Source organism: Pseudonocardia asaccharolytica DSM 44247 = NBRC 16224 (assembly GCF_000423625.1).
Lineage (GTDB): Bacteria > Actinomycetota > Actinomycetes > Mycobacteriales > Pseudonocardiaceae > Pseudonocardia > Pseudonocardia asaccharolytica.
This window is the reverse complement of the sequence record NZ_AUII01000047.1, coordinates 1-21,073: the sequence shown is the minus strand read 5'-3', so window position 1 is coordinate 21,073 and position 21,073 is coordinate 1. Positions and strand designations below refer to the sequence as shown.

Annotated in this window: 20 protein-coding genes and 2 pseudogenes; 10 read left to right on the top strand and 12 right to left on the bottom strand. The window is 71.2% G+C overall.

From position 1 onward, the window contains the following. The 6 genes and pseudogenes from G567_RS0124090 to G567_RS36480 form a co-directional block, all read right to left on the bottom strand. Positions 1-182: hypothetical protein (locus tag G567_RS0124090; RefSeq protein ID WP_211224063.1), on the bottom strand; the 182-nt coding region annotated here is incomplete at its 3' end. A gap of 146 nt (positions 183-328) precedes the next feature. Beyond that, the gene (locus G567_RS36495; protein ID WP_245585779.1) at positions 329-994 is read right to left on the bottom strand and encodes a tyrosine-type recombinase/integrase; all 666 of its coding nucleotides are present in this window, start codon (positions 992-994) and stop codon (positions 329-331) included. Positions 995-1,578: 584 nt separating this feature from the next. Continuing rightward, a complete protein-coding gene (locus G567_RS36490; protein WP_037058003.1) occupies positions 1,579-2,466 on the bottom strand; it encodes a hypothetical protein in 888 nt (295 codons plus the stop codon). Beyond that, positions 2,463-3,647 (bottom strand): tyrosine-type recombinase/integrase, encoded by a 1,185-nt coding sequence (locus tag G567_RS31150; RefSeq protein ID WP_211224061.1) that lies wholly within the window; start codon positions 3,645-3,647, stop codon positions 2,463-2,465. The genes G567_RS36490 and G567_RS31150 overlap by 4 nt, the downstream gene beginning before the upstream one ends. Positions 3,648-3,777: 130 nt before the next feature. Continuing rightward, positions 3,778-4,065, bottom strand: a pseudogene (locus tag G567_RS36485) (transglycosylase family protein); the annotation flags it as partial. Positions 4,066-4,245: 180 nt separating this feature from the next. Next, positions 4,246-4,755, bottom strand: a pseudogene (locus G567_RS36480) (putative collagen-binding domain-containing protein); the annotation flags it as partial. A 341-nt stretch (positions 4,756-5,096) separates the two neighbouring features. Between G567_RS36480 and G567_RS0124070 the strand changes: the two are divergent. Further along, on the top strand, positions 5,097-5,531 hold the full coding sequence (locus tag G567_RS0124070) for a CBS domain-containing protein (RefSeq protein ID WP_028931946.1): 435 nt from the start codon (positions 5,097-5,099) through the stop codon (positions 5,529-5,531). A 52-nt stretch (positions 5,532-5,583) separates the two neighbouring features. On the opposite strand, the gene G567_RS0124065 is transcribed toward G567_RS0124070, so the two are convergent. Beyond that, positions 5,584-6,204 carry a mycothiol-dependent nitroreductase Rv2466c family protein gene (locus tag G567_RS0124065; RefSeq protein WP_028931945.1) on the bottom strand — a complete coding sequence of 207 codons (621 nt, stop codon included), beginning with the start codon at positions 6,202-6,204 and terminating at the stop codon, positions 5,584-5,586. A 214-nt stretch (positions 6,205-6,418) separates the two neighbouring features. Here G567_RS0124065 and pepN point away from each other — a divergent pair, with 214 nt between their 5' ends. After that, positions 6,419-8,998, top strand: coding sequence for an aminopeptidase N (gene pepN / locus G567_RS0124060; protein WP_028931944.1), 2,580 nt, complete (start codon positions 6,419-6,421; stop codon positions 8,996-8,998). An 18-nt stretch (positions 8,999-9,016) separates the two neighbouring features. On the opposite strand, the gene G567_RS35760 is transcribed toward pepN, so the two are convergent. The 3 genes from G567_RS35760 to ctaJ form a co-directional block, all read right to left on the bottom strand. Continuing rightward, positions 9,017-9,319: a hypothetical protein gene (locus tag G567_RS35760; RefSeq protein WP_028931943.1), complete on the bottom strand. Its 303-nt coding sequence runs from the start codon at positions 9,317-9,319 to the stop codon at positions 9,017-9,019. A gap of 190 nt (positions 9,320-9,509) precedes the next feature. After that, positions 9,510-10,004, bottom strand: a complete 495-nt coding sequence (locus G567_RS0124050) for a DUF5130 family protein (protein WP_028931942.1) — start codon at positions 10,002-10,004, stop codon at positions 9,510-9,512. Next, positions 9,991-10,221 (bottom strand): aa3-type cytochrome oxidase subunit CtaJ, encoded by a 231-nt coding sequence (gene ctaJ, locus G567_RS33685; RefSeq protein ID WP_084796416.1) that lies wholly within the window; start codon positions 10,219-10,221, stop codon positions 9,991-9,993. Before ctaJ ends, G567_RS0124050 begins: the two co-directional genes overlap by 14 nt. 138 nt (positions 10,222-10,359) lie before the next feature. On the opposite strand from ctaJ, the gene G567_RS0124040 reads away from it, so the two are divergent. Both G567_RS0124040 and G567_RS0124035 read left to right on the top strand, forming a co-directional pair. Then, positions 10,360-11,193: a glycosyltransferase family protein gene (locus tag G567_RS0124040; RefSeq protein ID WP_028931940.1), complete on the top strand. Its 834-nt coding sequence runs from the start codon at positions 10,360-10,362 to the stop codon at positions 11,191-11,193. A 35-nt stretch (positions 11,194-11,228) separates the two neighbouring features. Beyond that, positions 11,229-11,888: a phosphatase PAP2 family protein gene (locus G567_RS0124035; RefSeq protein ID WP_211224059.1), complete on the top strand. Its 660-nt coding sequence runs from the start codon at positions 11,229-11,231 to the stop codon at positions 11,886-11,888. Positions 11,889-11,910: 22 nt separating this feature from the next. Here the strand turns inward: G567_RS0124035 and G567_RS0124030 are convergent, their stop codons facing one another. Beyond that, positions 11,911-13,050, bottom strand: a complete 1,140-nt coding sequence (locus G567_RS0124030; protein WP_028931938.1) for a transferase — start codon at positions 13,048-13,050, stop codon at positions 11,911-11,913. Between the two features lie 205 nt (positions 13,051-13,255). Between G567_RS0124030 and G567_RS31140 the strand changes: the two genes are divergently transcribed. Genes G567_RS31140 through G567_RS0124010 form a run of 4 tightly spaced genes read left to right on the top strand, consistent with a single transcriptional unit; the run spans position 13,256 to position 18,036 of the window. Beyond that, positions 13,256-14,572 carry an MATE family efflux transporter gene (locus G567_RS31140; protein WP_245585778.1) on the top strand — a complete coding sequence of 439 codons (1,317 nt, stop codon included), beginning with the start codon at positions 13,256-13,258 and terminating at the stop codon, positions 14,570-14,572. Continuing rightward, positions 14,569-15,465, top strand: a complete 897-nt coding sequence (locus tag G567_RS31135; protein ID WP_051233504.1) for a glycosyltransferase family 2 protein — start codon at positions 14,569-14,571, stop codon at positions 15,463-15,465. Before G567_RS31140 ends, G567_RS31135 begins: the two co-directional genes overlap by 4 nt. Beyond that, positions 15,462-16,709: a polysaccharide pyruvyl transferase family protein gene (locus tag G567_RS0124015; RefSeq protein ID WP_051233503.1), complete on the top strand. Its 1,248-nt coding sequence runs from the start codon at positions 15,462-15,464 to the stop codon at positions 16,707-16,709. The genes G567_RS31135 and G567_RS0124015 overlap by 4 nt, the downstream gene beginning before the upstream one ends. A 1-nt stretch (position 16,710) precedes the next feature. Then, positions 16,711-18,036 carry a glutamate-1-semialdehyde 2,1-aminomutase gene (locus G567_RS0124010; RefSeq protein ID WP_028931936.1) on the top strand — a complete coding sequence of 442 codons (1,326 nt, stop codon included), beginning with the start codon at positions 16,711-16,713 and terminating at the stop codon, positions 18,034-18,036. Between the two features lie 64 nt (positions 18,037-18,100). Here the strand turns inward: G567_RS0124010 and G567_RS0124005 are convergent, their stop codons facing one another. Then, positions 18,101-19,528, bottom strand: a complete 1,428-nt coding sequence (locus G567_RS0124005) for an amidase (protein WP_028931935.1) — start codon at positions 19,526-19,528, stop codon at positions 18,101-18,103. Between the two features lie 210 nt (positions 19,529-19,738). Between G567_RS0124005 and G567_RS0124000 the strand changes: the two genes are divergently transcribed. Both G567_RS0124000 and G567_RS31130 read left to right on the top strand, forming a co-directional pair. Next, positions 19,739-20,740 carry a helix-turn-helix transcriptional regulator gene (locus G567_RS0124000; protein ID WP_028931934.1) on the top strand — a complete coding sequence of 334 codons (1,002 nt, stop codon included), beginning with the start codon at positions 19,739-19,741 and terminating at the stop codon, positions 20,738-20,740. A 44-nt stretch (positions 20,741-20,784) separates the two neighbouring features. Then, positions 20,785-21,073: helix-turn-helix domain-containing protein (locus G567_RS31130; protein ID WP_154667184.1), on the top strand; the 289-nt coding region annotated here is incomplete at its 3' end.

Sequence of the window (21,073 nt, the reverse complement as noted above, 5' to 3'; positions counted from 1 at the left end):
GCGTTCGCCGCCGCCAGCGCGGCGTCCTGGGCCGACTGGCCCGGCCGGCCGGGCACCGAGGCGGCCAGCGCGTCCAGCGCACCCTGCTTGGCCACCCGGCACGCCGTGACCACCACCGAGCGGTCCACCCCGTACCGCTCGGCCGCCTCCCGCTGCGTGGCCTGCCCGGTCACGATCGACATCCACAACTCGTACTTCTCGCTCGGCGACAGCCGCCGGCGTGGCTTCCTGCCAGACACGGTCGAAGCGGACATCATCAACAGCCTCCAAGTCGGTACGACACACCGACTCGTGGCTGGGTATTTCCGACCGGATCTGCTTCACGAAGTCAGACGCAAGACACCGGCCGGGCGGCCCGGCGGGAGTCGAGGAAGCTGCGGTAGGCGCGAACGAGGTCGTCCTGGAAGACGGCGTGGTAGGCCTGGGTGGTGGTGACCGACTGGTGACCGAGGACGCGGGCGGCGATGTGGATGGGCAGCCCGCCGGTGACCGCTTCGGTCGCGAAGATCCGTCGGAAGTCGTGCGGGGTGAAGTGCAGCGGTTCCCCGGCCGGGTCGCGCAGGTCGGCGTGCGCGACGGCGGCCCGGAGGATCTTGTAGACGGTGTGGTAGCTCATCCCGCGCTGGAGCTGGCCGTTGACCCGCCGTTGGAACAGCAGCGGCAGCGGCGGGCCGGTGACTCGCTCGTGGATGTCGAAGCGGCTGACGATCGGGACGCTGCCGCCGCCGACAGCGCGGAGGCGGGTGATGATCGTGGCCAGGACACTGGCGAGTTCCGGGCTGACCAGCAGCAGCCGTTCCTGGTTGCCCTTGGACGGCACGATCTGCAGCAGCGGGACGACCTCGCCGGTGGAGGGCAGCCGGTAGGACACGAGCGCCAGCTGGGTGAGCTCGAGCAGCTCCTCGATGCGGATTCCGGTGTGGCGAAGGGTCTCCACGATCGCCCATCCCCAGAACGCATCGTCCTCGGAGCGGGTCAGGTTCAGCCGGGTCATCGTGGCGAGGTCGACGACGACGACGTTGGCGCCGCGCAGGCGTGCCGGGGCCGTCTTCCCGGTTCCCCGCAGGTAGGCGACCTCGTCGTGGACGAACGTCGCACCGATCTCGACGGCCTGAGCGGCTTCGAGGAAGCGGCGTTGCTCGGTCCGGTGCCTGTCGGCCGCCTCGACCAGCAGGTCGACCTGGGGCAGTCTTGTCCGGACGCGCTGGTTCATCCGAGCGGTGACCTGCTGGCGGGCCTTCTGGAAGCCTGCGGTGTCGCCGCGGCGGACCGGGCTCGGGGCGGCGAACTGAGCCCACGAGGGGTCGTGGTGGGCCCACTCGGCGATGTCGAGATAGAAGCCGCGGACCGCGGTGAGCACCTCGTAGAGCCCGGTCGGGGTGCGGGCTGGGCGGCCTGCGCGGCGGGTGCGACGCACCCGCTCCTTCCAGGCCAGCGCCACGTCCTCGGGAAGGTGCAGGCTGTCGATGTCGGGATGGTGGCGTTCGATGTCGGCCCAGAACACCCCGGCGAGGACGGAGACCAGGGTGTAGAGCGAGGCGTAGTCCATCGCGGGGCGCCGGACGGTGAGGTAGCGGATCAGCGCGGTGCGGACGGTGCGGCTGCGGATGCCGTGCCGGTCGACGAGCTCGGCGACCGGTCGCTGGCCGCGATTAAGCGCAACCTGCATCGTGGACCCGGCGGGCAGCACCCCGGTGCGGCTGAGCACGTCCCAGGCGGTGCGGATCCCGCGCGGTGAACGACCGTGCCGCAGCATCCAGGCGCGTACTCGAGCAGGTCCTCCGCGAGCAGCGACTCGAGGTCCTTGCCGGTGTGCAGGGCGATCTTCGCCAAGGTCGGCCGGGCCCGGCTGATCTGCACCGGGGACGCGGTCACTCCCGGGATCGTCGACGGGCGGATCCCGTCGCCGATGCGGGCGAACAGCTCGGGGCTGATCTGCTGGGTCGCGGCATTGAGCAGCCCGACCGCGTTGTTGTTGACGAAGAGCTGGTAGCCGGGCTGGACGACGCGGGCGAGCACCAGACACGTCAACCCTGCGCGCAACTCCGCGCCGGCCTGCACCCCGTGACCGGTCGCCAGCGTCTTGACCCAGGTCGAGACGTCGTCTGCGTGGGCGAGTGCCCAGCGTTGCTGCCAGCCCTCACCGCCGGTGTCCTGGAGCCACTCCAGGAGTCGGCGCGCTCCACGCCGGCTGGCCATCCGCCGCCGGTGGTGCTCGCCGGGTGGGCTGGAGGGAACCCGGGGAACGCACTCGCCACCCAGATCGAGCACGTCGTCGATCGGGAGGAGATCGTGCGGTCCGACCGGATGACCAGGACGTAACGGCGTCTGCTCGGCGGCGAGGGCAACGCCGGTCTCCGCCGCGGCCGCTGCCCGTGCCTCCCCGGCCCGGTCGTCGCCGCCGAAGGGCCGGGGCCAGGTGCTCGCGGTCGTGGTACTCGCGGCCGTCTCGGTCGCGGTGCTCATTGCGGGTCCTGCCCGAACAGCACCGACAGGTCCGCGGCGTCGTAGCCGGCCGCGACCGGCGGGGCAGGCCTCGCGGCGGCCTCACGTCGTTCGCAGAGATGCCGATGGACCCGGCCGAGCACGGCGGCGTCGTCCTCGACGAGGTAGACATCCGCGATCGTGGTCAGCTGGGCGTGCCCGAGGACGGTCTGAACGTCCCGGGTCGTCAGGCCGTCGTCGCGGCTCATCCGCAGTGCCGCGGTGTGTCGAAGATCGTGCATCGAGTAGTTCGTGCCCAGCAAGGCGTTCAGCCGCCGGAACACCGCCCGCAGCGCGTCGTAGGTCAACGGGCGGCGCCGCAGGCCGGACGTGCCGCGGCGACGTCGCAGCGTCCACCACAGTGGCTCGTTCGGCCCCGGGGGCGCCGCGTCGAGCTGTGCCAGGTAGAGCCGCAGCCAGACGAAGGCCTCCTCGCTCGCGGGGAGCCACTGCTCGGCCCTGCTGCCCTTGCGGACGACCCGAACCAGTTGGTCTCCCCAGTCCACGTCGACACCGCGAAGCCCGAGCAGCTCGCCGGCCCGGCAGCCATTGCTGACCGCAATCGCGGCGATCGCCCGGTCCCGGTCCGAGCGCAGCCCAGCGAACAGCTGATCCCAGCGCTCGTCCGGGATCGCCCGCGGGCGCCGCTTGGCGACCTTCGGGTTGTAGCGCAGCCGGTTGTCCCCCCGGTACGGCAACAGCGGGTTGTGGTGGGCATTCCCCCGCCCCGGACGTTGCAGGGTGACCGGGTTGACCAGCGGGCCCTCGCCGAGCTCGTTCCAGTACTCGTAGAACGTGCGCAGGACCGCGTTGCTGTGCCGCACCGTGCGAGGCTCGTACCCGTCGCCGAGGTGCCGCTTCCCGGTGATCAAATTGATCTTGCCTGCCGTCGCCGCGGTGACCGTTCGCGAGTCCGCCTGCGGCTTGCGTGCCTGCCCGAGCCAGATCACGAACTCCCGAAGCTCCATCGGGGTCGCCTGGTCCCACGCCACCTCGACGTGCCGCAACCAGCGCCACCAGCGCAGCAACGCATAGGCGTAGCTGCGAACGCTGCCCGAGCTGCTGCCTCGCGCGGCGAAATCCCGAAGGAACCGCTCGATCGGCGCCACCGTCTCCCCGGCCGGGTCGACGACCCGCCAACCGGCCAGGCCCGCCGACGCCACGACCCGCCCCCACCGAGGCAGAGCCGTTGGAACGTCCGGTTCCTCGCCGCAGACCCTCACCTGATGCCTCCCAGAACGACGGCCGAACACAACGAGCGCCAGTCGTATCCGGGACCAGCGCACCGATCGACTATTTCGGCCGCGCGTCGGGCCCTAGTCCGGTCAACACCTTCCGTTCACACGCCGGCCACGAACCGTAGCCGCCGCGGTCGTCGCGCACCTTCCTCGCGACCGCGATCTGCTGCTCCCGGGTCGCCAGGTCGGCGGTGGGGGCGTAGGCGGTGCCGCCGTAGGCCCGCCAGGTCGCGGCGGCGAACTGCAGGCCACCGAAGTAGCCGTTGCCGGTGTTGATCGACCAGTTGCCGCTCGACTCGCATTGCGCGAGCCGATCCCACACCGCCTCGTCGGGCGCCGGTGGGGCCGGAGCGGGCGCCGGTGGCGCCGCAGCAGGCGGCGGCACGGAGGAAGGGGGCGGCGCGGAGGACGGCCGCGGCGCAGGCGGCGCGGAGGAGGGCGGCGGGGACGGGGTGGCCGAACCATCCCCGGACGCGGCGGCACCCGGGCGCCCGAATCCGGCCTCGACGTCGTCGAGCACCAGCACCCAGTCCCGCCCCGCACCGCCGTCGGGCGTCCGGAACAGCGCCCGCCCCCTGCTCGGCAGGTCCGCGAGCTCCATGGCCTCGCCGGTCCGGGGGTCGTACCACCACGGCCGGACGCGCTCGCCGGACAGCGCATCGAGATCGACCTCGATGTCGCGGCCCGTGGCCGTGTAGGCCATCAGATACGACCCGTCGTCGGCGACCGAGGCCACGAGCCGCTCGGCGCCGGTGCCGACGTCGCCGGTGAGAATCCGCTGGTCGGCCACCGCGCGCCAGTGGGGCCGCGATCCCAGCAGCGATCCGAGGTGCCCCAGCCCGCCGGTCTCCGCCGATCCGGCCGCGCCGCCGAGAAAGGCCCGGTAAGCGGCGCGGCGGACGTCACGCCAACGCCCCGGTGCCTCGTCCGCCGCGGCGACCAGGCGGGCATCGACCGGGCGCGCGGGCGGGCGCGGGCAGGTGGCATCGCCGCAACTCGGCGTGGGGATGCCCGCGACGGTGCGGATCACCATCCCCGCGCGCCCGGTCAGCAGCGCGAGAACGGCGACGCCGAGCAGCACCACGGCCACCGGCGAGAACCAGCAGTGTCGATCTGATCGAGGGGAGCGCACGCCGCACGGTCGCAGTGGCCGGCGAAGCACCGGACTCGTTCGGCCGCGGTGGTTGCGATCGCACACCGCCGCCCCACCCCACCGGCGTCCCCCTGGAGGGGGGAGCCGTTCGGCGCACCGAACGCCACAATCCGGCTCATCGGCACATCATGAATGTGACGATGAATACCTTGACATCCCGCGTTTACTCGGGATGCAGCACCATTGCAGCGACGTCGTCGCGGAACGGAGGAAGTACCGATATGAAGATCGCGGATATCCTCAACGTCAAGGGTCGGGTCGTTCACACCGCGGTGCCGTGGACCACGGTCGCCGAGGCCGTCAACCGGCTCAACAAGCTCGGCATCGGCGCACTCGTGTCCTGCGACCAGGACCGGAAGATCTGCGGGATCATCTCGGAGCGCGACATCATGCGCGGCCTCGGCAAGTACGGCCCCGCGCTGCTGGACATGAAGATCGACGAGGTGATGACCCATCACGTCGTGACCACCACGCCCGATGAGTCGATCGCGTCCGCGATGGCCCAGATGACCCGGGGGCGTCACCGGCACCTGCCGGTCGTCCAGCACGGCGCGCTCATCGGCATGGTGAGCATCGGCGACCTGGTGAAGAACCGGGTCAAGGAGATGGAGCTGGAGACCGGCGTGCTGCGCGACGCGCTGATCTCGCGGTACTGATCCTCCGACCGGCCGGGCGGCCCTCCTTCGATCCGGGAGGGCCGCCCGCCGTTCAGTCGAAGACCGGGTCCTCGGTACGGGTCCGCTTGAGCTCGAAGAAGTGCGGGTAGTCGGCGAGCAACCGGGCACCGTCGAAGAGTCGGCCCGCCTCCTCGCCGCGCGGCACCTTGGAGATCACCGGGCCGAAGAAGGCAACCCCGTCGACGTGGATGGTCGGGGTTCCCACGTCCAGCCCCACGGGGTCCATCCCGCGGCGGTGGCTCGCCACGAGCTGCTCGTCGAAGGCGGTGGAGGAGGCGGCCTCGGCCAGCCCGGCCGGGAGATTGAGCTCTGCCAGCGCCTCCTTGATCACGACATCGAAGTCCTTGTTACCGCCGTTGTGGATCCGGGTGCCGAGCGCCGTGTAGAGCGGCCCGAGGATCTCCGGTCCCCGTTGCTGCGCGGCGGCGATGCACACCCGTACCGGGCCCCAGGCCTTGTCCATCAGCTTCCGATAGTTCTCCGGAAGTTCCCGGCCCTGGTTGAGGACGGCGAGGCTCATGACATGGAACCGCAGGTCGATATCGCGAACCTGCTGCACCTCGAGGATCCATCGCGAGGTGAGCCACGCCCACGGACACAGCGGATCGAACCACACATCGACCTGGGCGGGTGGCGTCTCGGTGCTGCTCACGGTCACTCTCGTTTCTCCGGTCTCGGCGCCCGGCGGCCGGACGCTCCCTGGACCGCTCAACACGGCCTGCCGGGTCCAATGTTCCCGCACCGTCCCGGGGCCCGCCCGCCGACCGGACAGGCGACGTGCGCTGCCCTCGCATGGTTGGATCGGCGGTCTGCGTGCCGGCCGAACCGCTCTGCGGTGAGAGCGATCGAGGAGATCCGAGAAGTCCATGGCTCCGCCCAACCTGACCCGAACCGAGGCCGAGCGTCGTGCCGCCCTCCTGGAGGTCGCTGACTACGCGATAGTCCTCGATCTCACCGACGGCGCGGGCTCGCCGGGCGAACACACCTTCGCGACCACGACGACGGTGCGGTTCCGCAGCCGCGAACCCGGCGCCGACAGCTGGATCGACCTGGTTGCCGCCGAGGTCGCCGAGGCGACGCTGAACGGACGCGAGCTCGACGTGTCCGGCTACCGGGAGGAGGAGGGCATCCCGCTGCCCGGCCTCGCCCCGGACAACGAGCTGACGGTCGTCGCCACCGGCCGATACATGAACACCGGCGAGGGATTGCACCGGTTCGTCGATCCCGTCGACGGCGGAGTCTACCTCTACAGCCAGTTCGAGACGGCCGACGCCAAGCGCATGTTCGCCTGCTTCGACCAGCCCGACCTCAAGGCCCGCTACCGGCTCACCGTCAGCGCGCCCGCCGACTGGAAGGTGGTGTCGAACGCCGCCGTCGAACGGACCGAGACGGGACCCGGGGGCGCGGTCGTCCACCATTTCGCGACCAGCGAACCGATGTCCACCTATCTGGTGGCCCTCATCGCCGGACCGTACGCCGCCTGGTTCGACTCGCACTCCGATGAGCACGGGGAGATCCCCCTCGGCATCTACTGCCGCGCCTCGCTGGCCGAGCACATGGACGCCGAGCGGCTGTTCACCGAGACCAAACAGGGCTTCTCCTGCTATCACCACCTGTTCGGTATCCGGTACCCGTTCGGCAAGTACGACCAGCTGTTCGTGCCGGAGTTCAACGCGGGTGCGATGGAGAACGCCGGCGCGGTGACGTTTCTCGAAGACTACGTATTCCGCAGCCGGGTCACCCGGTTCCTCTATGAGCGCCGCGCCGAAACCGTGCTGCACGAGATGGCGCACATGTGGTTCGGCGACCTGGTCACCATGCGATGGTGGGACGACCTGTGGCTCAACGAGTCGTTCGCCACCTGGGCGAGCGTGCTGTGCCAGGCCGAGGCCACGGAGTACGAGAACGCCTGGACAACGTTCGCGAACGTCGAGAAGTCCTGGGCCTACCGCCAGGACCAGCTGCCCTCGACGCATCCGATCGCCGCCGACATCCCCGACCTGCAGGCCGTCGAGGTGAACTTCGACGGGATCACCTACGCCAAGGGCGCCTCGGTGCTCAAGCAGCTCGTCGCCTACGTCGGGCTCGAGCCGTTCCTCGCGGGGCTGCGCAGCTACTTCACCGCGCACGCCTGGGGCAACGCGACCTTCGACGACCTGCTCGGCGCCCTCGAGCGGGCCTCGGGCCGGGACCTGTCGGACTGGGGCTCGCAGTGGCTCAAGACCACCGGGCTGAACATGCTGCGGCCGTCGTTCGACGTCGACCCGGACGGGAAGATCGTCCGTTTCGAGGTTGTGCAGGGCGGTGCCCGGCCCGGCGCCGGCGAGCTGCGCACGCACCGCATCGCGGTCGGCGTCTACGACGACGCGGGCGGGCAGCTCGTCCGCACCCATCGGGTCGAGGTCGACGTGACCGGCGAGCGTACCGAGGTACCCGGGCTGATCGGGGTGTCGCGCGGCCAGCTGATTCTGGTCAACGACGACGACCTCACCTACTGCGCCCTGCGGCTCGACCCCGACTCGCTGGCCGTTCTCGTGGACCGGATCGGCGATATCGCCGAGCCGCTGCCGCGCACCCTGTGCTGGTCGGCCGCGTGGGAGATGACCCGGGAGGCCGAGCTCAAGGCCCGCGACTTCACCGCGCTGGTCGCGGGTGGCTTCGGCGCCGAGACCGAGGTCGGGGTGGTGCAGCGGCTGCTGCTGCAGACCCAGACCGCGCTCGCGTCCTATGCCGGGCCGACATGGGCCGCCGAGCACGGCTGGCCGCTGCTGGTGGACGCGCTGCGCTACCGGCTCGATACCGCGAAACCGGGATCGGACGCCCAGCTCACCGTGGTCAACGCGCTGGCGGCCAGCGTGCTGGACGAAGCGATGCTGGACCGGGTGGCCGGCTGGCTCGCCGACGTCGACATACCCGATGGGCTGACCGTGGACACCGACCTGCGCTGGCGACTGCTGCAGGCGCTGGTGGCGCACGGCCGGGCGGACGCCTCCCGGATCGACGCGGAACTGGAGCGCGATGCGACCTCGACCGGTCAGCGGCAGGCCGAGCGGGCCCGCGCGCTGCTGCCCACCGCCGAGGCGAAGGCCAGGGCGTGGGACCGCGCCGTGCACGACGACGAGTTGCCCAACGCGGTCAACGAGGCGATCATCTCCGGATTCAGCCATCCTGCCCGGCGTGCCCTGCTGACCCCCTACGTCGAGCGCTACTTCGCCGAGGTGGCCGATGTCTGGGCGCGGCGGACCTCCGAGCGGGCGCAGCCGGTGGTGCTCGGCCTCTTCCCGTCCTGGGCGGTGGACGAGCGCACCGTCGAGGCGGCCGACGCGTGGCTGGCCGACGGTTCGCACCCGCCGGCCCTGCGCAGGCTGGTCTCCGAGGGACGGGCCGGAATCGTCCGGGCACTGGCGGCGCGAGAGTTCGATATGGCTGCGCCCCGTGAGCGCTGAGTCGCGTTCGGGCGTGCGTCACCGCGCTCGAGCGCGAAGCGCACGCAGCACCCGTCGCAGGCGGCCACCCCGGCGCCGGTAGGCCGCGCAGACATCCGGGCCGCACGCCCCGCAGTCGCTGCCGCGTCGCAGGTGCTCGTGCGTCTCGGCGGAGTGTCCGCAGACGCAGATCGCCGGGTCCGCCGCCGCCCGCCCGGGCGGCGCGGCCGGCGGTGGCGCGCCGGCCGGCTCCTCGGATGCCATGCGCGGCGCGGGGATCGAGATCTCGGGGTCCCCGTGCGCCGGGAACCCGGTCGGCGGGGTCAGAACGGGCGGGTTCACGCCTCCAGACCGGGCGTGCCTGCCGTGTCCAATGCTTCGGCGCGGCTCCGCTGCCGGATCGCCCATACGGGTCCTGCCCTTCGTCGATCGGTGGCCGAAGGCCACTCATCGACAAGTATGTAGCCGCGCGGGCGGCCCAGGAATCCCCAGAGACGCTGAATCAGTTATCGAACCGTGACCGCCGTGACGGTCAGCGCGTCCGGGGCCGTCCGCCGACCTGATCGGCCAGCATGCGCAGGCCGCTGAGCAGACCGCCGATGAGATCGCCCTCCCGGAACGAGGCCACCATGCTCATCACCGCGAGCTTGGCGCCGCGATCGGGCAGCCGCGCCTCGGCGCCGGTGCGCACCTCCACGATGCGCTGTCCCGGGCTGACCGCCACGAGCACCGCCTCGCTCGCGCCCTCCAGCACGCTGTGCAGCTCGCCGACCCGGTCGGACGGCTTCGGGCCGAGGTCACCGAGGTAGACGCTGAACCGCAGTCCGGTCTCCCGGCTGGCCAGCGTGAGGGCTTCGTCGAGCCTGCTGAGCTGGACCGGGCTGAACGGATGATCGGCACGCGACGGCTCGCGGAAGACCTCCGCGACGGACACCCGGCCCGATTCGGTGACCGCGGCGCCCTCGGGAAGGTCCCGGTGCGCGGTGTCGACGGCCGTGCCGAGACCTCTGTGCTCACCAACTGCCACGGGCACCTCCCGGCTCGCCGGTGACGGTGTCCTCCTCGGGCGCGGGCGGGAGCCCGGCGCCCTCCGGATTCGCCGTCCAGAACAACGGCTCATACGTCCAGGGCTGACCCACCCGGTACCGCGGCCTGCGCGCCATGCGCGGGGCCATGACCATCAGGGCGACGACCAGGCACACGACAAGCGGCGTCACCACATAGATCAGCACCGTCTGCACCATGCTCACGGCCGTGAACCTAGCCGACGCCGCGCTGTGCGCGGCCACCAGGTCGGTCGCCTGCGGAAATTTGTTCGGTAACGGCGGGCCCGGCTGCGCCGACACAAGGGGCGGAACGTCCCTCGGCGAGGAGTGCATCGCATGAAGGTGGTCCTGTTCTGCGGTGGTTACGGAATGCGGATGCGCGACGGTGTGTCCGACGTTCCCAAGCCGATGACCTACGTCGGGCCGCGCCCGCTGATCTGGCACGTGATGCGCTACTACGCGCACTTCGGGCACACCGACTTCGTGCTGTGCCTCGGCTACGGCGCCCATCACATCAAGGACTTCTTCCTCAACTACTCCGAGACCGCGTCCAACGACTTCGTGCTGCGCGGTGGTGACGTCGAACTGCTCGGCAGCGACATCCAGGACTGGACGATCACCTTCGTGCACACCGGGCTCGACTCCCCGATCGGGGAGCGGCTGCGCCGGGTGCGCGGGCTGGTGCAGGGTGAGGAGATGTTCCTGGCGAACTACGCCGACGTCCTCACCGACGCCCCGCTGAACGACATGATCGACGAGTTCAAGGCGAGCGACGCCGTGGGCTCGTTGCTCGCGGTGCCGCCGCAGTCGGCCTTCCACTGCGTGCAGGTCTCCGACGATGACCGGATCTGCGAGATCACCAGCGTGCAGCACCTGCCACTGTGGGAGAACGGCGGGTACTTCGCGCTCCGCCCGGGGATCTTCGACCACCTGCCGGAGAACGGCGATCTGATCACCGACGCCTGCCGGCCGCTCGCGGCGGCGGGCCGGATGCTCGCCTACCGGTACCGCGGGTTCTGGCAGCCGGCCGACACGGTCAAGGAGCGGGCGGCGCTGGAGGCCGCGTACCGCGCCGGGCGAAGCCCGTGGATGCTGTGGACGTCGGCCGAGCGACCCGACCCGATGCAGGCCGCGATCGCGGGGATCGGGGCCGGCGAGCCCGGACCCTGAGTCACGGCTCGGCCGGCGCGAGGCCCGTGTCCCGCGTGCCCACCCGTTGCGATCCGGATCCCCCACCGGCGCTACCCGCCTCGTTGCGCACGCCGATGGCGATCGTGGCCGGGCTGGCCGGGCTCGCCGTCGCCGTGCTCGCTGCCCGCTATGCGGGCAGCGACACCGCCGGCGCCCTGGACCGGCGGCTGCGCTCGGATGTGACGAGCCTGCTCGGACGGCCGAGCTCCGGCGCGTTGGTCGTCGACCTGTTCGGCGAGCCGATGGTGGTGGCCGTGCTGGTGGGGGTGCTCGCCGCGCTCTGCCTTGCGCTGCGGCGCCGCGCGCTGGCCGCGGTCGCGGTCGTCGGGCCGATCCTGACCGGCGCCGCCACCACCGCGCTCAAACCGGTGATCGGGCGCACGATCCACGACGGCCACCTCGCCTATCCCAGCGGTCACACTGCGGCGGTGACCGCGCTCGCCCTCGTCGGCATGCTGCTGGTCGTCGGCCTGATCCGGGGCGGCCGGGCGATCGGCCTGCTGCTCGTCCTCGGCGGGGCCGGGGTGGCCGGCGCGGCGATGGCGTGGGCGCAGATCGTCCTGGACGCCCACTACCCCACCGATACGGTCGGCGGCTTCGCGATGGCGATGGCCGTCGTGCCGGCGACGGCGCTGCTGGTCGACCGGTTCGCGCCGCCGATCACTCACCGCTGAGGTACGGTCAGCGCAAGCCGGGTCACGACACCTGGCCCTTGCCGTCCAGCACCTCGTCCGCGACGACCCATCGCCCGCCGTTCGCCTCGATGCCCGGCAGCGCGGCCCGGACCTCGTCGAGCAGGTCCGGCACGAACAGCAGCACCGATTCGGGCTCGGCGGTGACCAGGTCCTGGGTCCCGATCACCGGGATGTCGGTGCCGGGCATCCGGCTGTGCTGCTTGGCCGCCGACACGTCGGCGACGCCGGGGAGCAGGTCCCGGCCGACCCCGGAGCTGTGCAGCAGCCCCACCGAACGCGATGCGGCGCCGTAGCCGTAGACCCGTCGGCCGCGGCGTCGCTCGTCGGCCAGCCAGCCGGCCAGCCGCGACCCGTCGGAGCGGACGGCGGCGGAGAACGCCCCCATGGCGACCGGGTCGAGCACCCCGCACCCGATCTCCCGTTCGGTCAGCGTCGCCAGGTCCGTGTCGGGGTCGGCGTCGCGGCGCGCCGCGATGAGCACGGTCCCGCCGTAGAGCGGGAACCAGAACGCGGCGAACGCGGTCAGTCCCACGCCGGCGAGCATGGTGCGCATCGCGGGAACCGAGTAGTACGCGTAGTGGCCGTGCCGGATCGCGTTCCATTCGGTGCGCCGCAGGATCGATGCCAGCGAGTGGAACTGGACGAGGAGCAGCCCCCCGGGACGGGTGCGCGCCGCCCGGTCCCGGAACGCGGTCTCCTGGTCCTCGGCATGCATGAGGCCGAAACAGCAGTCGAGGACGACGTCGGCGGGCGCGTCCGGCGGCGCCTGCCGCAGGCCGAGCGCGGCGAGCCGCGGCAGCCAGGAGCCGCCGTGCGGGCTGGGGAACTCGGCCACCGTTCCCGCCGCCGGCAGGATCCTCGACGTGAGCAGCCGGCCGAGCGCGTCGTCGGCCTGCTGGGTGAGCGCCTCGGGCTGGGTGCCCTGCGGATCCTCCGGTACCGCCGTGTCGTCGGCCAGCTGGGCGAGCCCGCAGTCGGCGCACAGCCACAGCCGCAGCGGGAACACCGGGTCCGGCCCAGGGTCGCCCAGCGGCGGGAAGTACTCGCATCCCGGCTGGGTCCCGAGATCGGCGACCACGGATCCGTGCTCCGACCGGCAGTACCGGCACCGGGTTCGGCCGGCCGACTCAACACTGATCATGCTGCACCACCTCGACGGGGACCCCATCCAGATCCCGAATCCACGTACTCGCAGTGCGGGACCGAATCGTTACCGGCCCGCGCACCCGCCCGGTCCAGGACCGACGAGGTAACGACGAACCCGGCACGGACGAGTCCCTCCACGAGCACCGACGGCCGCCGGCCGGGGCCGGCGGTGGCACGGAACCATGGCATGGGGGCCAGCGATGACGGTGACGGCGCCGGCCCTCTCGCGGACGGTCCGGGCCGCGGCGGGAAGGCTCAGCTGGGGCCTCGTCGACCAGGCGGTGTCCAGCCTGACGAACTTCGCCGTCGGGATCGTCGTCGCGCGCTCGCTCGGGGTGACCGAGTTCGGCGCGTTCAGCCTGGCCTGGGTGACCTACGGCGTGGTCCTCAACCTCTCCCGCGGGCTGGCCACCGACCCGCTGGTCGTGCGGTTCAGCGCGGTGCCGGTCGCGCGCTGGCGGGCGGCGGTGTCCCGCTCGTCCGGTACGGCCCTGGTCATCGGTCTGGTCACGGGCGCGGGCTGCGCCGGGATCGGCCTGGTCGTCGGTGGTTCCGTCGGCACCGCGTTCGTCGGGCTGGGCCTCGTGCTGCCTGCCGTGGCGCTCCAGGACAGCTGGCGGTTCGCGTTCTTCGCTGCCGGGCAGCCCAGGCGGGCGGTGACCAACGACCTCGTCTGGGCCGCGACGCTGGTTCCCTCGATGTTCGTCGTGGCCGGGCATCCGAGCGTGCCGGGCTTCGTGCTGGCGTGGGGGCTCTCGGGGGCCGTCGCCGCCTGCTTCGGCTGCCTCCAGATCCGCTTGCTGCCGGGCGTCGGCGGGGTACGCGGCTGGCTGCGCCGGCAGCGGGACCTCGGCGTGCGCTACATGATCGAGAACGTCAGCAGCAGCGGGGCCGCGCAGCTGCGCATGTACGGCCTGGGCGCGATCGCCGGGCTCGCCGCCGTCGGCACCGTGCGCGGCGCCGAGCTGCTGCTCGGCCCGTTCCTCGCGGTCCTGATGGGGCTGAGCCAGGTCGCGGTGCCGGAGGCCGCCAGGGTGCTGCGGCGCTCACCGCACCGGCTCTCGGTGTTCTGCCTGCTGCTCGGCGGCGCCCAGGCCGTGGCCGCGCTGTCGTGGGGTCTAGCGCTGCTGTTCCTGCTGCCCGACGGCGGCGGCGAGCGCGTCCTCGGCGCGCTCTGGGCCCCGGCGTCGGCGCTGATCCTGCCCGCGACGTTGGCGGTGATGAACGCCAGCTTCTTCACCGGGGCGGCGGCCGGGGTGCGAGCGCTGGGCGCCGCCCGGCGCAGCCTGCGGGCGCAACTGCTCGCCTCGGGCGGCTATGTGACGGGCGGGCTCGTCGGCGCCGCGATGAACGGGGCGCTGGGCTCGGCGTGGGGCGTCGCCCTCGGGACCGGTTTCGGCGTCGCCGTGTGGTGGTTCCAGCTCCGCGAGGGCCTCGCCGAGCGCCCCGCATCGACCGGGTCGACCCGGTCGGACCCGCCGATGTCTCACGAGAACGAAGGGACTCCGACCCCATGACCGCCGTTCCCCGACTGACCGTCGGCCTTCCCGTCCACAACGGGGCCCGATACCTGCCCGAGGCGCTCGATGCCCTGCTCAAGCAGAGCTACGCCGACTTCGAGCTGCTCATCTCCGACAACGCCTCGACCGATGCCACCGCGGAGATCTGCGAGCACTACCGGGCACGCGACGAGCGCATCCGCGTCTTCCGCCAGCCCCGCAACATCGGCGCCTGCCCCAACCACAACTTCCTGGTCCACCAGGCTCGCGGTGAGCTGTTCAAATGGGCGTCGCACGACGACCTCTACGGCCCCGATCTGCTGCTGCGCTGCGTCGAGGCGCTCGACGCGCATCCCGAGGTGGTCCTCAGCCACGCCGGCCAGGCCACCATCGACGGCGTCGGCAACATCGTCGGGACCTTCGACTACACGATGGCCACCGGCTCCCCGCACCCGCCGGAGCGCTTCCGGAGTCTGCTGTTCGCCCCCGGCGGTGACGACTTCTACGGCGTCATTCGCACGGATGTCCTACGCCGGACCCCGCTCAACGGCAGCTACCACCACTCCGACCGCACCATCGTCGCCGAACTGGCCCTGCTCGGCCCCTTCCATCAGGTCCCGGAGCTCCTGTACTTTCGCCGCGACCACCCGGACCGGGCAGAGCGGGCATGCCCGACGAAGCGGGCACGATGCGCCAATATGGATCCCCGCCGCGCGAACCGGTTGCGGCACCCGGAGGTGCGATTGCTCGCGGAGTACGTCCGGGGGTTCGTCTCCGCGGTCCGGCGCGCCCCGCTCTCGAGCGCGGACCGCAGGCGGTGCTACCGCGATCTCGCCTCGTGGCTGACGAGCCGGGCGCTGCCCCGTCCGATCGGCGCCCGCGTGCCCGGGGGCGAGGCCGGTGGCCGATGAGTGTGCGCGGCGTGTCCCGGAGGCGGGCCGGACCGCCCCGGATCGGCCTCTTCGGCCTGCTGGGTTCGGGCAACATCGGCAACGACGGATCCCTCGAGGCCGTCGTCAATCACCTTCGCGAGAATCATCCCGACGCGGTCCTCGGCGGCCTGTGCGCGGGTCCGGAGCGGGTCTCGGCGCGGTGGGGCATCCCCGCCACCCCGCTGCACTGGTACGACGCCGCCGCACCCCCGGCATCCGGAATCGCGGCGGCGGGCCTCAAGGTCGTGGGCAAGGGGTTCGACGCGATCCGCACCGCGGCCTGGGCCCGCCGGTTCGACATCGTGATCGTGCCGGGCATGGGTGTCCTGGAGGCGACGCTTCCGCTGCGGCCGTGGGGGTTTCCCTACGCCCTGTTGCTGCTCTGCGCGTCCGGGAGGCTCTTCGGCACGAAGATCGCACTGGTCAGCGTGGGATCGGCGGTCATCACGCAGCGACCGCTGCGGCTGATGGTCACCGCGGCGGCCCGGCTGGCGCATTACCGGTCCTACCGCGACATCCCGTCCCGCGACGCGCTGCGGACCATGGGCGTCGACACCTCCGCCGACGAGGTCTATCCCGATCTCGTCTTCGCGCTCCCGATGCCCTGCGTCGGCGACGACCGACCCGCGACCGGCGTCGTGGGTGTCGGGGTCATGGACTATCGCGGTGGAAATGCCGACCGCAACCGCGCCGAACAGGTCCACGCCGAATATCTGGCGAAGATGAAGCGCTTCACCCGGTGGCTCATCGACAACGGCCGTTCGATCAGGCTGGTCACCGGGGACCGGGTCGACGCCGCGGTGACCGCCGAGATCGTCGCCGATCTGCGAACCTACCGGCCGGACCTCGCCCCGTCCCGCGTCGTCGCCGAACCGGTGTCCTGCATGACCGAGCTCATGGAGCAGCTGCGCTCGGTCGATACCGTGATCGCGACGCGGTACCACAACGTCCTGTGCGCGTTGCGGCTGTCGAAACCGACGATCTCGGTCGGTTACGCCACCAAGAACGAGGTCCTCATGTCCCAGATGGGCCTGGGGGATTTCTGTCAATCCGTCGATTCCTTCGAGGTGAACCGGCTGATCGAGCAGTTCTGTGAACTCGAGGACCAACGCGAGCGGTTGAGCGGCGTACTTGCCAGGAAGAGCCTGGAGCACGCACGGCGCAGCCAGGAGCAGCTCACGGCGTTGTCCCGGCATATCCACACCGTTATCGACAAAGGCTGATATGACACGCACCGACATTTCTCTGCCCGTCTCGACCGAGCAGAACGCGCTGCTGCACACGATGGTCCCGGGCGGCGCCCACACCTACGCCAAGGGCGACGACCAGTACCCCGAATCGCTGGCCCCGATCATTTCGCACGGCCGCGGCGGCCACGTCTGGGATGTCGACGGGAACGAGTACATCGAGTACGGAGCGGGCCTGCGCTCGGTCAGCCTCGGACATGCCCATCCTCGGGTCCTCGACGCCGTTCGCGGCCAGCTCGACCGCGGCTCCAACTTCGTCCGACCGAGCGTCGTGGAGATCGAGGCGGCCCGGCGTTTCCTGGACACCGTCCCGACCGCGGAGATGGTGAAATTCGCCAAGAACGGCTCGGACGTGACGACGGCCGCAGTGCGGCTGGCCCGGGCCGCCACCGCCCGTCCGATGGTGGCCATCTGCCGCGACCAGCCGTTCTTCTCCACCGACGACTGGTTCATCGCGACCACCGCGATGTCGGCGGGGATCCCCGAGCGGATCGCCGAGCTGACCGTCAGCTTCCCGTACGGCGATCTCGACGCCACCGAGGCGGTGCTCACCGAACACGCCGGACAGATCGCCTGCCTGGTGCTCGAGCCCGCCACCCAGCAGGAGCCGCCGCCCGGCTATCTCGCGGGGCTGCGCGAGCTCGCGCACCGGCACGGCTGCCTGCTCGTCTTCGACGAGATGATCACCGGTTTCCGCTGGTCGGAGGCAGGCGCGCAGGGCCTGTACGGTGTCGTTCCCGATCTGTCGACCTTCGGCAAGGCGCTGGGCAACGGTTTTGCGGTGGCGGCGCTCGCCGGGCAGCGGGAACTGATGGAGTTAGGCGGGCTGCACCACACCGGCGAGCGGGTCTTTCTGCTGTCCACCACGCACGGGGCCGAGACGCATTCGCTGGCGGCCGCGATGGCGGTGCAGCAGACCTACGTCGAGGAGGGCATCACCGAGCGGTTGCACCTGCTCGGTGACCGGCTGGCCGCGGGAGTGCGCCAGGTCGCGGCGGATGCGGGCGTGGCCGATCATGTGCTCGTCCGCGGCCGGGCGAGCAACCTCGTGTTCGCCACGCTCGACGAGGACCGGCAGCCGTCGCAGCCCCATCGCACGCTGTTCATGCGCCAGCTCATCTCCGGGGGCGTGCTGGCTCCGTCGTTCGTGGTCAGCAGTGCGCTCACCGAGGACGACATCGACCGCACCGTCGAGGTGGTCGCCCAGGCCTGTGTCGTCTACCGGTCGGCGCTCGACGCGGGGGACCCGACCCCGTGGCTGGGCGGGCGGCCGGTGAAACCGGTCTTCCGCCGGTTCGCCTGACCGGACGGGGTGCAGCCAGGCCGGCCGCCGCGTCCATGCCCGGGGGCGGCGGCCGGTGCCCGGCCTACAGCGCGGGCCGGTGCCGGCGCCACGGGTTGGCGGTCTCGTAGGCCGCCGCCGCCGCGAACACGGACAGGTCGTCGTAGGCGTGACCGGCGATCTGCAAGCCGGTCGGTACACCGCTACTCTGCGAGAACCCGGTCGGGATGGAGGCGACCGGAAGCGGGCTGACCAGGTTGAAGGGATAGGTCAAGGCCCAGCCGAGGTACGGGTATGCGGGCTTTCCGTTGATCTCGAACGTGTCGTCCTCGTTGTCGTGATCCGCCGGCACCGACGGGACGGCCAGGGTGGGGCAGATCAGCAGATCGTAATTCTCGAAAACGCGCCCGATCTTCTGGTACATCTCGTACCGGACCCGGTTGACGTCGTAGAAACGCTTGACCGAGTGCCCGGATCCGCGCTCGATGAGTTTCACGACGAAGGGGTCCATCTCGAATCGCCATCGCGGCAACTGGTCTCCGGCGAGTGCCCAGAACAGGCCTTCCCAGTTGGTGAGCCACGCGTCCAGGACGCTGTAGTCCCAGCCCAGGTCGACCTCGTCGACCGTGCAGCCGAGTCCCTCGAACACGGCGGCGGCCCGGCGGGTGTTCTGCTGGACCTCCTCGGAGATCTCGAAGTAGCCGAGGTCCATCGACAGGGCGATCCGTCGCCCGGCGACATCATCGAACGTCGCGGGGACGGGCACCGTGTCCCGCAGTGAGTGGATGTCCGCGGGGTGCTGGCCGGACATGACGTTCTGCATGAGTCCCGCGTCGGCGACGCTGCGGGTGAGCGGGCCGTAATGGAGCACGGTCTCGCTCGGGTGTTCCCGATCGGTCGGGTTGCGACCGAAGGGCGGCTTGTAACCGAACACCCCGTTCGCCGAGGCCGGGATCCTGATCGAGCCGCCGCCGTCGGTGCCGTCGGCGACGGTCGTGATCCCGGCGGCAAGGGCGGCGCCGGCGCCGCCGGACGAGCCGCCCGGGCTGAACTCCGGGTTCCAGGGGTTGCGGGTGATGCCCCACAACGGGCTCTTGGTGACACCCGAGTGCGCCTGCTCGGGCGTGGTGGTCCGGCAATGCATGATCGCTCCCGCTTCGAGCAATCGCTCGACGGTCGGCGCGGACCGCTCCGGCCGGAAGTCTCGGAACGCCTTGGAGCCGTACGTCGTGATCTCCCCGGCGACCGAGTGCCAGTCCTTGATCGCGCAGGGCACACCCTCCAGCGGACGAGCCGAGCCGGGGTCGCGCGCGTACACGGCCTCGGCCTGGCGCGCCTGGTCGAGCGCACGCTCGAAGTAGTCGTAGGTCAGGCAGTTCAGCCGGCCGTTGACCTGCTCGGCGCGCTTGATCACGGCCTGCATCAGTTCGACCGGAGAGAGCGTCCGGTCCGTGAACCCGGCGATCGCCTCGGTGGCGGTGATGTAGCAGAGGTCGGAGTCGGTGTAGTCCATGCTGCTCCCTTCGTCAGCAAGCCACCCGGCGGGTGGTGCGGACCGGAAGCTAGCCGGCCGACGCGGCCGCCGGCATCGGTCAAATGACACACGGCGAACGGGGTCGCGGCCCCGCGACGCGATTGACCGCCGGGCGGACCGATGCCAGTCTCGACTCGCCTCAGACCACCGGTTGATCACGACATTTCGGTCTGGCACAAGGAGGTGCGGGTGAGGACTTCGCAGATCACGGCGATCGCGGAGATCGGCTCGATCGTCGCAGGCGCGGTGCGCGGCGCCGACGACCCGGGCAGTGTCCTCGCCCCACTGCGCAGGATCGCCTCGTTCGACGCCGCCATGATCGCGGTACGGGACCCGCTCACTGGCCGGCACCGGCCCCTGGCCAACGAGGGCTACGCACCGTCGCTGCTCACCTTCCTCAATTCGGGATATCTGTCCTGCTACAGCTACGACGTTGCGCGAACGTGCCGGCGCCCGATGCGGATGCGCGACTTCGGTCCGGACTTCTACCGGACCCCCGTCTACCGCGAGTTCCTCGACGGCGCGGGCTACCGCGAGGGCGTCACGCTCGTGCTCCGCTCCGGCGGGGACAGGGGATGCGTCACCGGGTTGATGACCATGAGCTTCACCGAGCCACGCGCCGCGGACCAGGCGGCCCGACGCGGGCTGGAACTGGTGGCGCCCACGCTGGGCCAACTGGTGGATACCGGCCGCACCCCGACGCTGCTCGCCAGTCTGATCGGCGGCGGGGCCGCCGCATACATCGTCGACGGCACGGGGACCACGTTCGCCACGTCAGGTGCCGGGGAACAGGCGAGCGAGGAACCCTCCGTCGCCGCCATCGCGGTGACCCGGGCGTTTCTGAGCAGCGACAGCCCCTCGCTGCGCGGCTACTGCGCCCGTCGCTGCGACGCCGTGTGGGAGCGAGCGCATCTGGTGCGCCTCAGCGACAACGAATGCGCCGACGGACCTCGTGCCCTGCTCATGCTCCGGCACGAACCACTCCCATGTGCCCTCACCGAACGCGAGCTGGACGTGCTGACACTCGTGTCCCGGGGGCTGCCCAACCGCGCGATCGGAGCCTCGTTGGGGATCAGCCCGCGGACGACCGGTCGCCACATCGAGCACCTTCTGCTGAAGACTAGTCTTGCCAACCGTGCCGCCCTCGCCTCGTACGCCGTCGAGAACGGGCTGATCCGCTTGGGTCTCTAGTGTCTTGCGCCTGAAATTCGTTGATGATGTCTAGTATGGGCGTCGTGGCACGCACGGGACGGCCGGTGGCCGCGGTGACCTTGACCGACGACGAACGGGCGACTCTGGTGCGCTGGTCGCGGCGGGCGAAGTCGTCGCAGGCGCTGGCGCTGCGATCGCGCATCGTGTTGGCCTGCGCGGACGGTGGGTCCAATCAGGACGTGGCCGCCGATCTCGGGGTGTGGCCGCAGACGGTGGGCAAGTGGCGGCGCCGCTTCGTGGAGGCGCGCCTGGACGGCCTGTCCGACGAGCCGCGGCCCGGTGCTCCGCGCACGGTCACCGACGAGCAGGTCG

Bases quoted from the DNA above. Each gene is read 5' to 3' on its own strand.
- G567_RS36490 (WP_037058003.1), bottom strand. From the start codon at position 2,466: ATGAGCACCGCGACCGAGACGGCCGCGAGTACCACGACCGCGAGCACC.
- G567_RS31140 (WP_245585778.1), top strand. From the start codon at position 13,256: ATGACGGTGACGGCGCCGGCCCTCTCGCGGACGGTCCGGGCCGCGGCG.
- G567_RS0124040 (WP_028931940.1), top strand. From the start codon at position 10,360: ATGAAGGTGGTCCTGTTCTGCGGTGGTTACGGAATGCGGATGCGCGAC.
- G567_RS0124030 (WP_028931938.1), bottom strand. From the start codon at position 13,050: ATGATCAGTGTTGAGTCGGCCGGCCGAACCCGGTGCCGGTACTGCCGG.
- G567_RS36495 (WP_245585779.1), bottom strand. From the start codon at position 994: ATGACCCGGCTGAACCTGACCCGCTCCGAGGACGATGCGTTCTGGGGA.
- pepN (WP_028931944.1), top strand. From the start codon at position 6,419: ATGGCTCCGCCCAACCTGACCCGAACCGAGGCCGAGCGTCGTGCCGCC.
- G567_RS0124005 (WP_028931935.1), bottom strand. From the start codon at position 19,528: ATGGACTACACCGACTCCGACCTCTGCTACATCACCGCCACCGAGGCG.
- G567_RS0124070 (WP_028931946.1), top strand. From the start codon at position 5,097: ATGAAGATCGCGGATATCCTCAACGTCAAGGGTCGGGTCGTTCACACC.
- ctaJ (WP_084796416.1), bottom strand. From the start codon at position 10,221: ATGGTGCAGACGGTGCTGATCTATGTGGTGACGCCGCTTGTCGTGTGC.
- G567_RS0124010 (WP_028931936.1), top strand. From the start codon at position 16,711: ATGACACGCACCGACATTTCTCTGCCCGTCTCGACCGAGCAGAACGCG.
- G567_RS31135 (WP_051233504.1), top strand. From the start codon at position 14,569: ATGACCGCCGTTCCCCGACTGACCGTCGGCCTTCCCGTCCACAACGGG.
- G567_RS0124015 (WP_051233503.1), top strand. From the start codon at position 15,462: ATGAGTGTGCGCGGCGTGTCCCGGAGGCGGGCCGGACCGCCCCGGATC.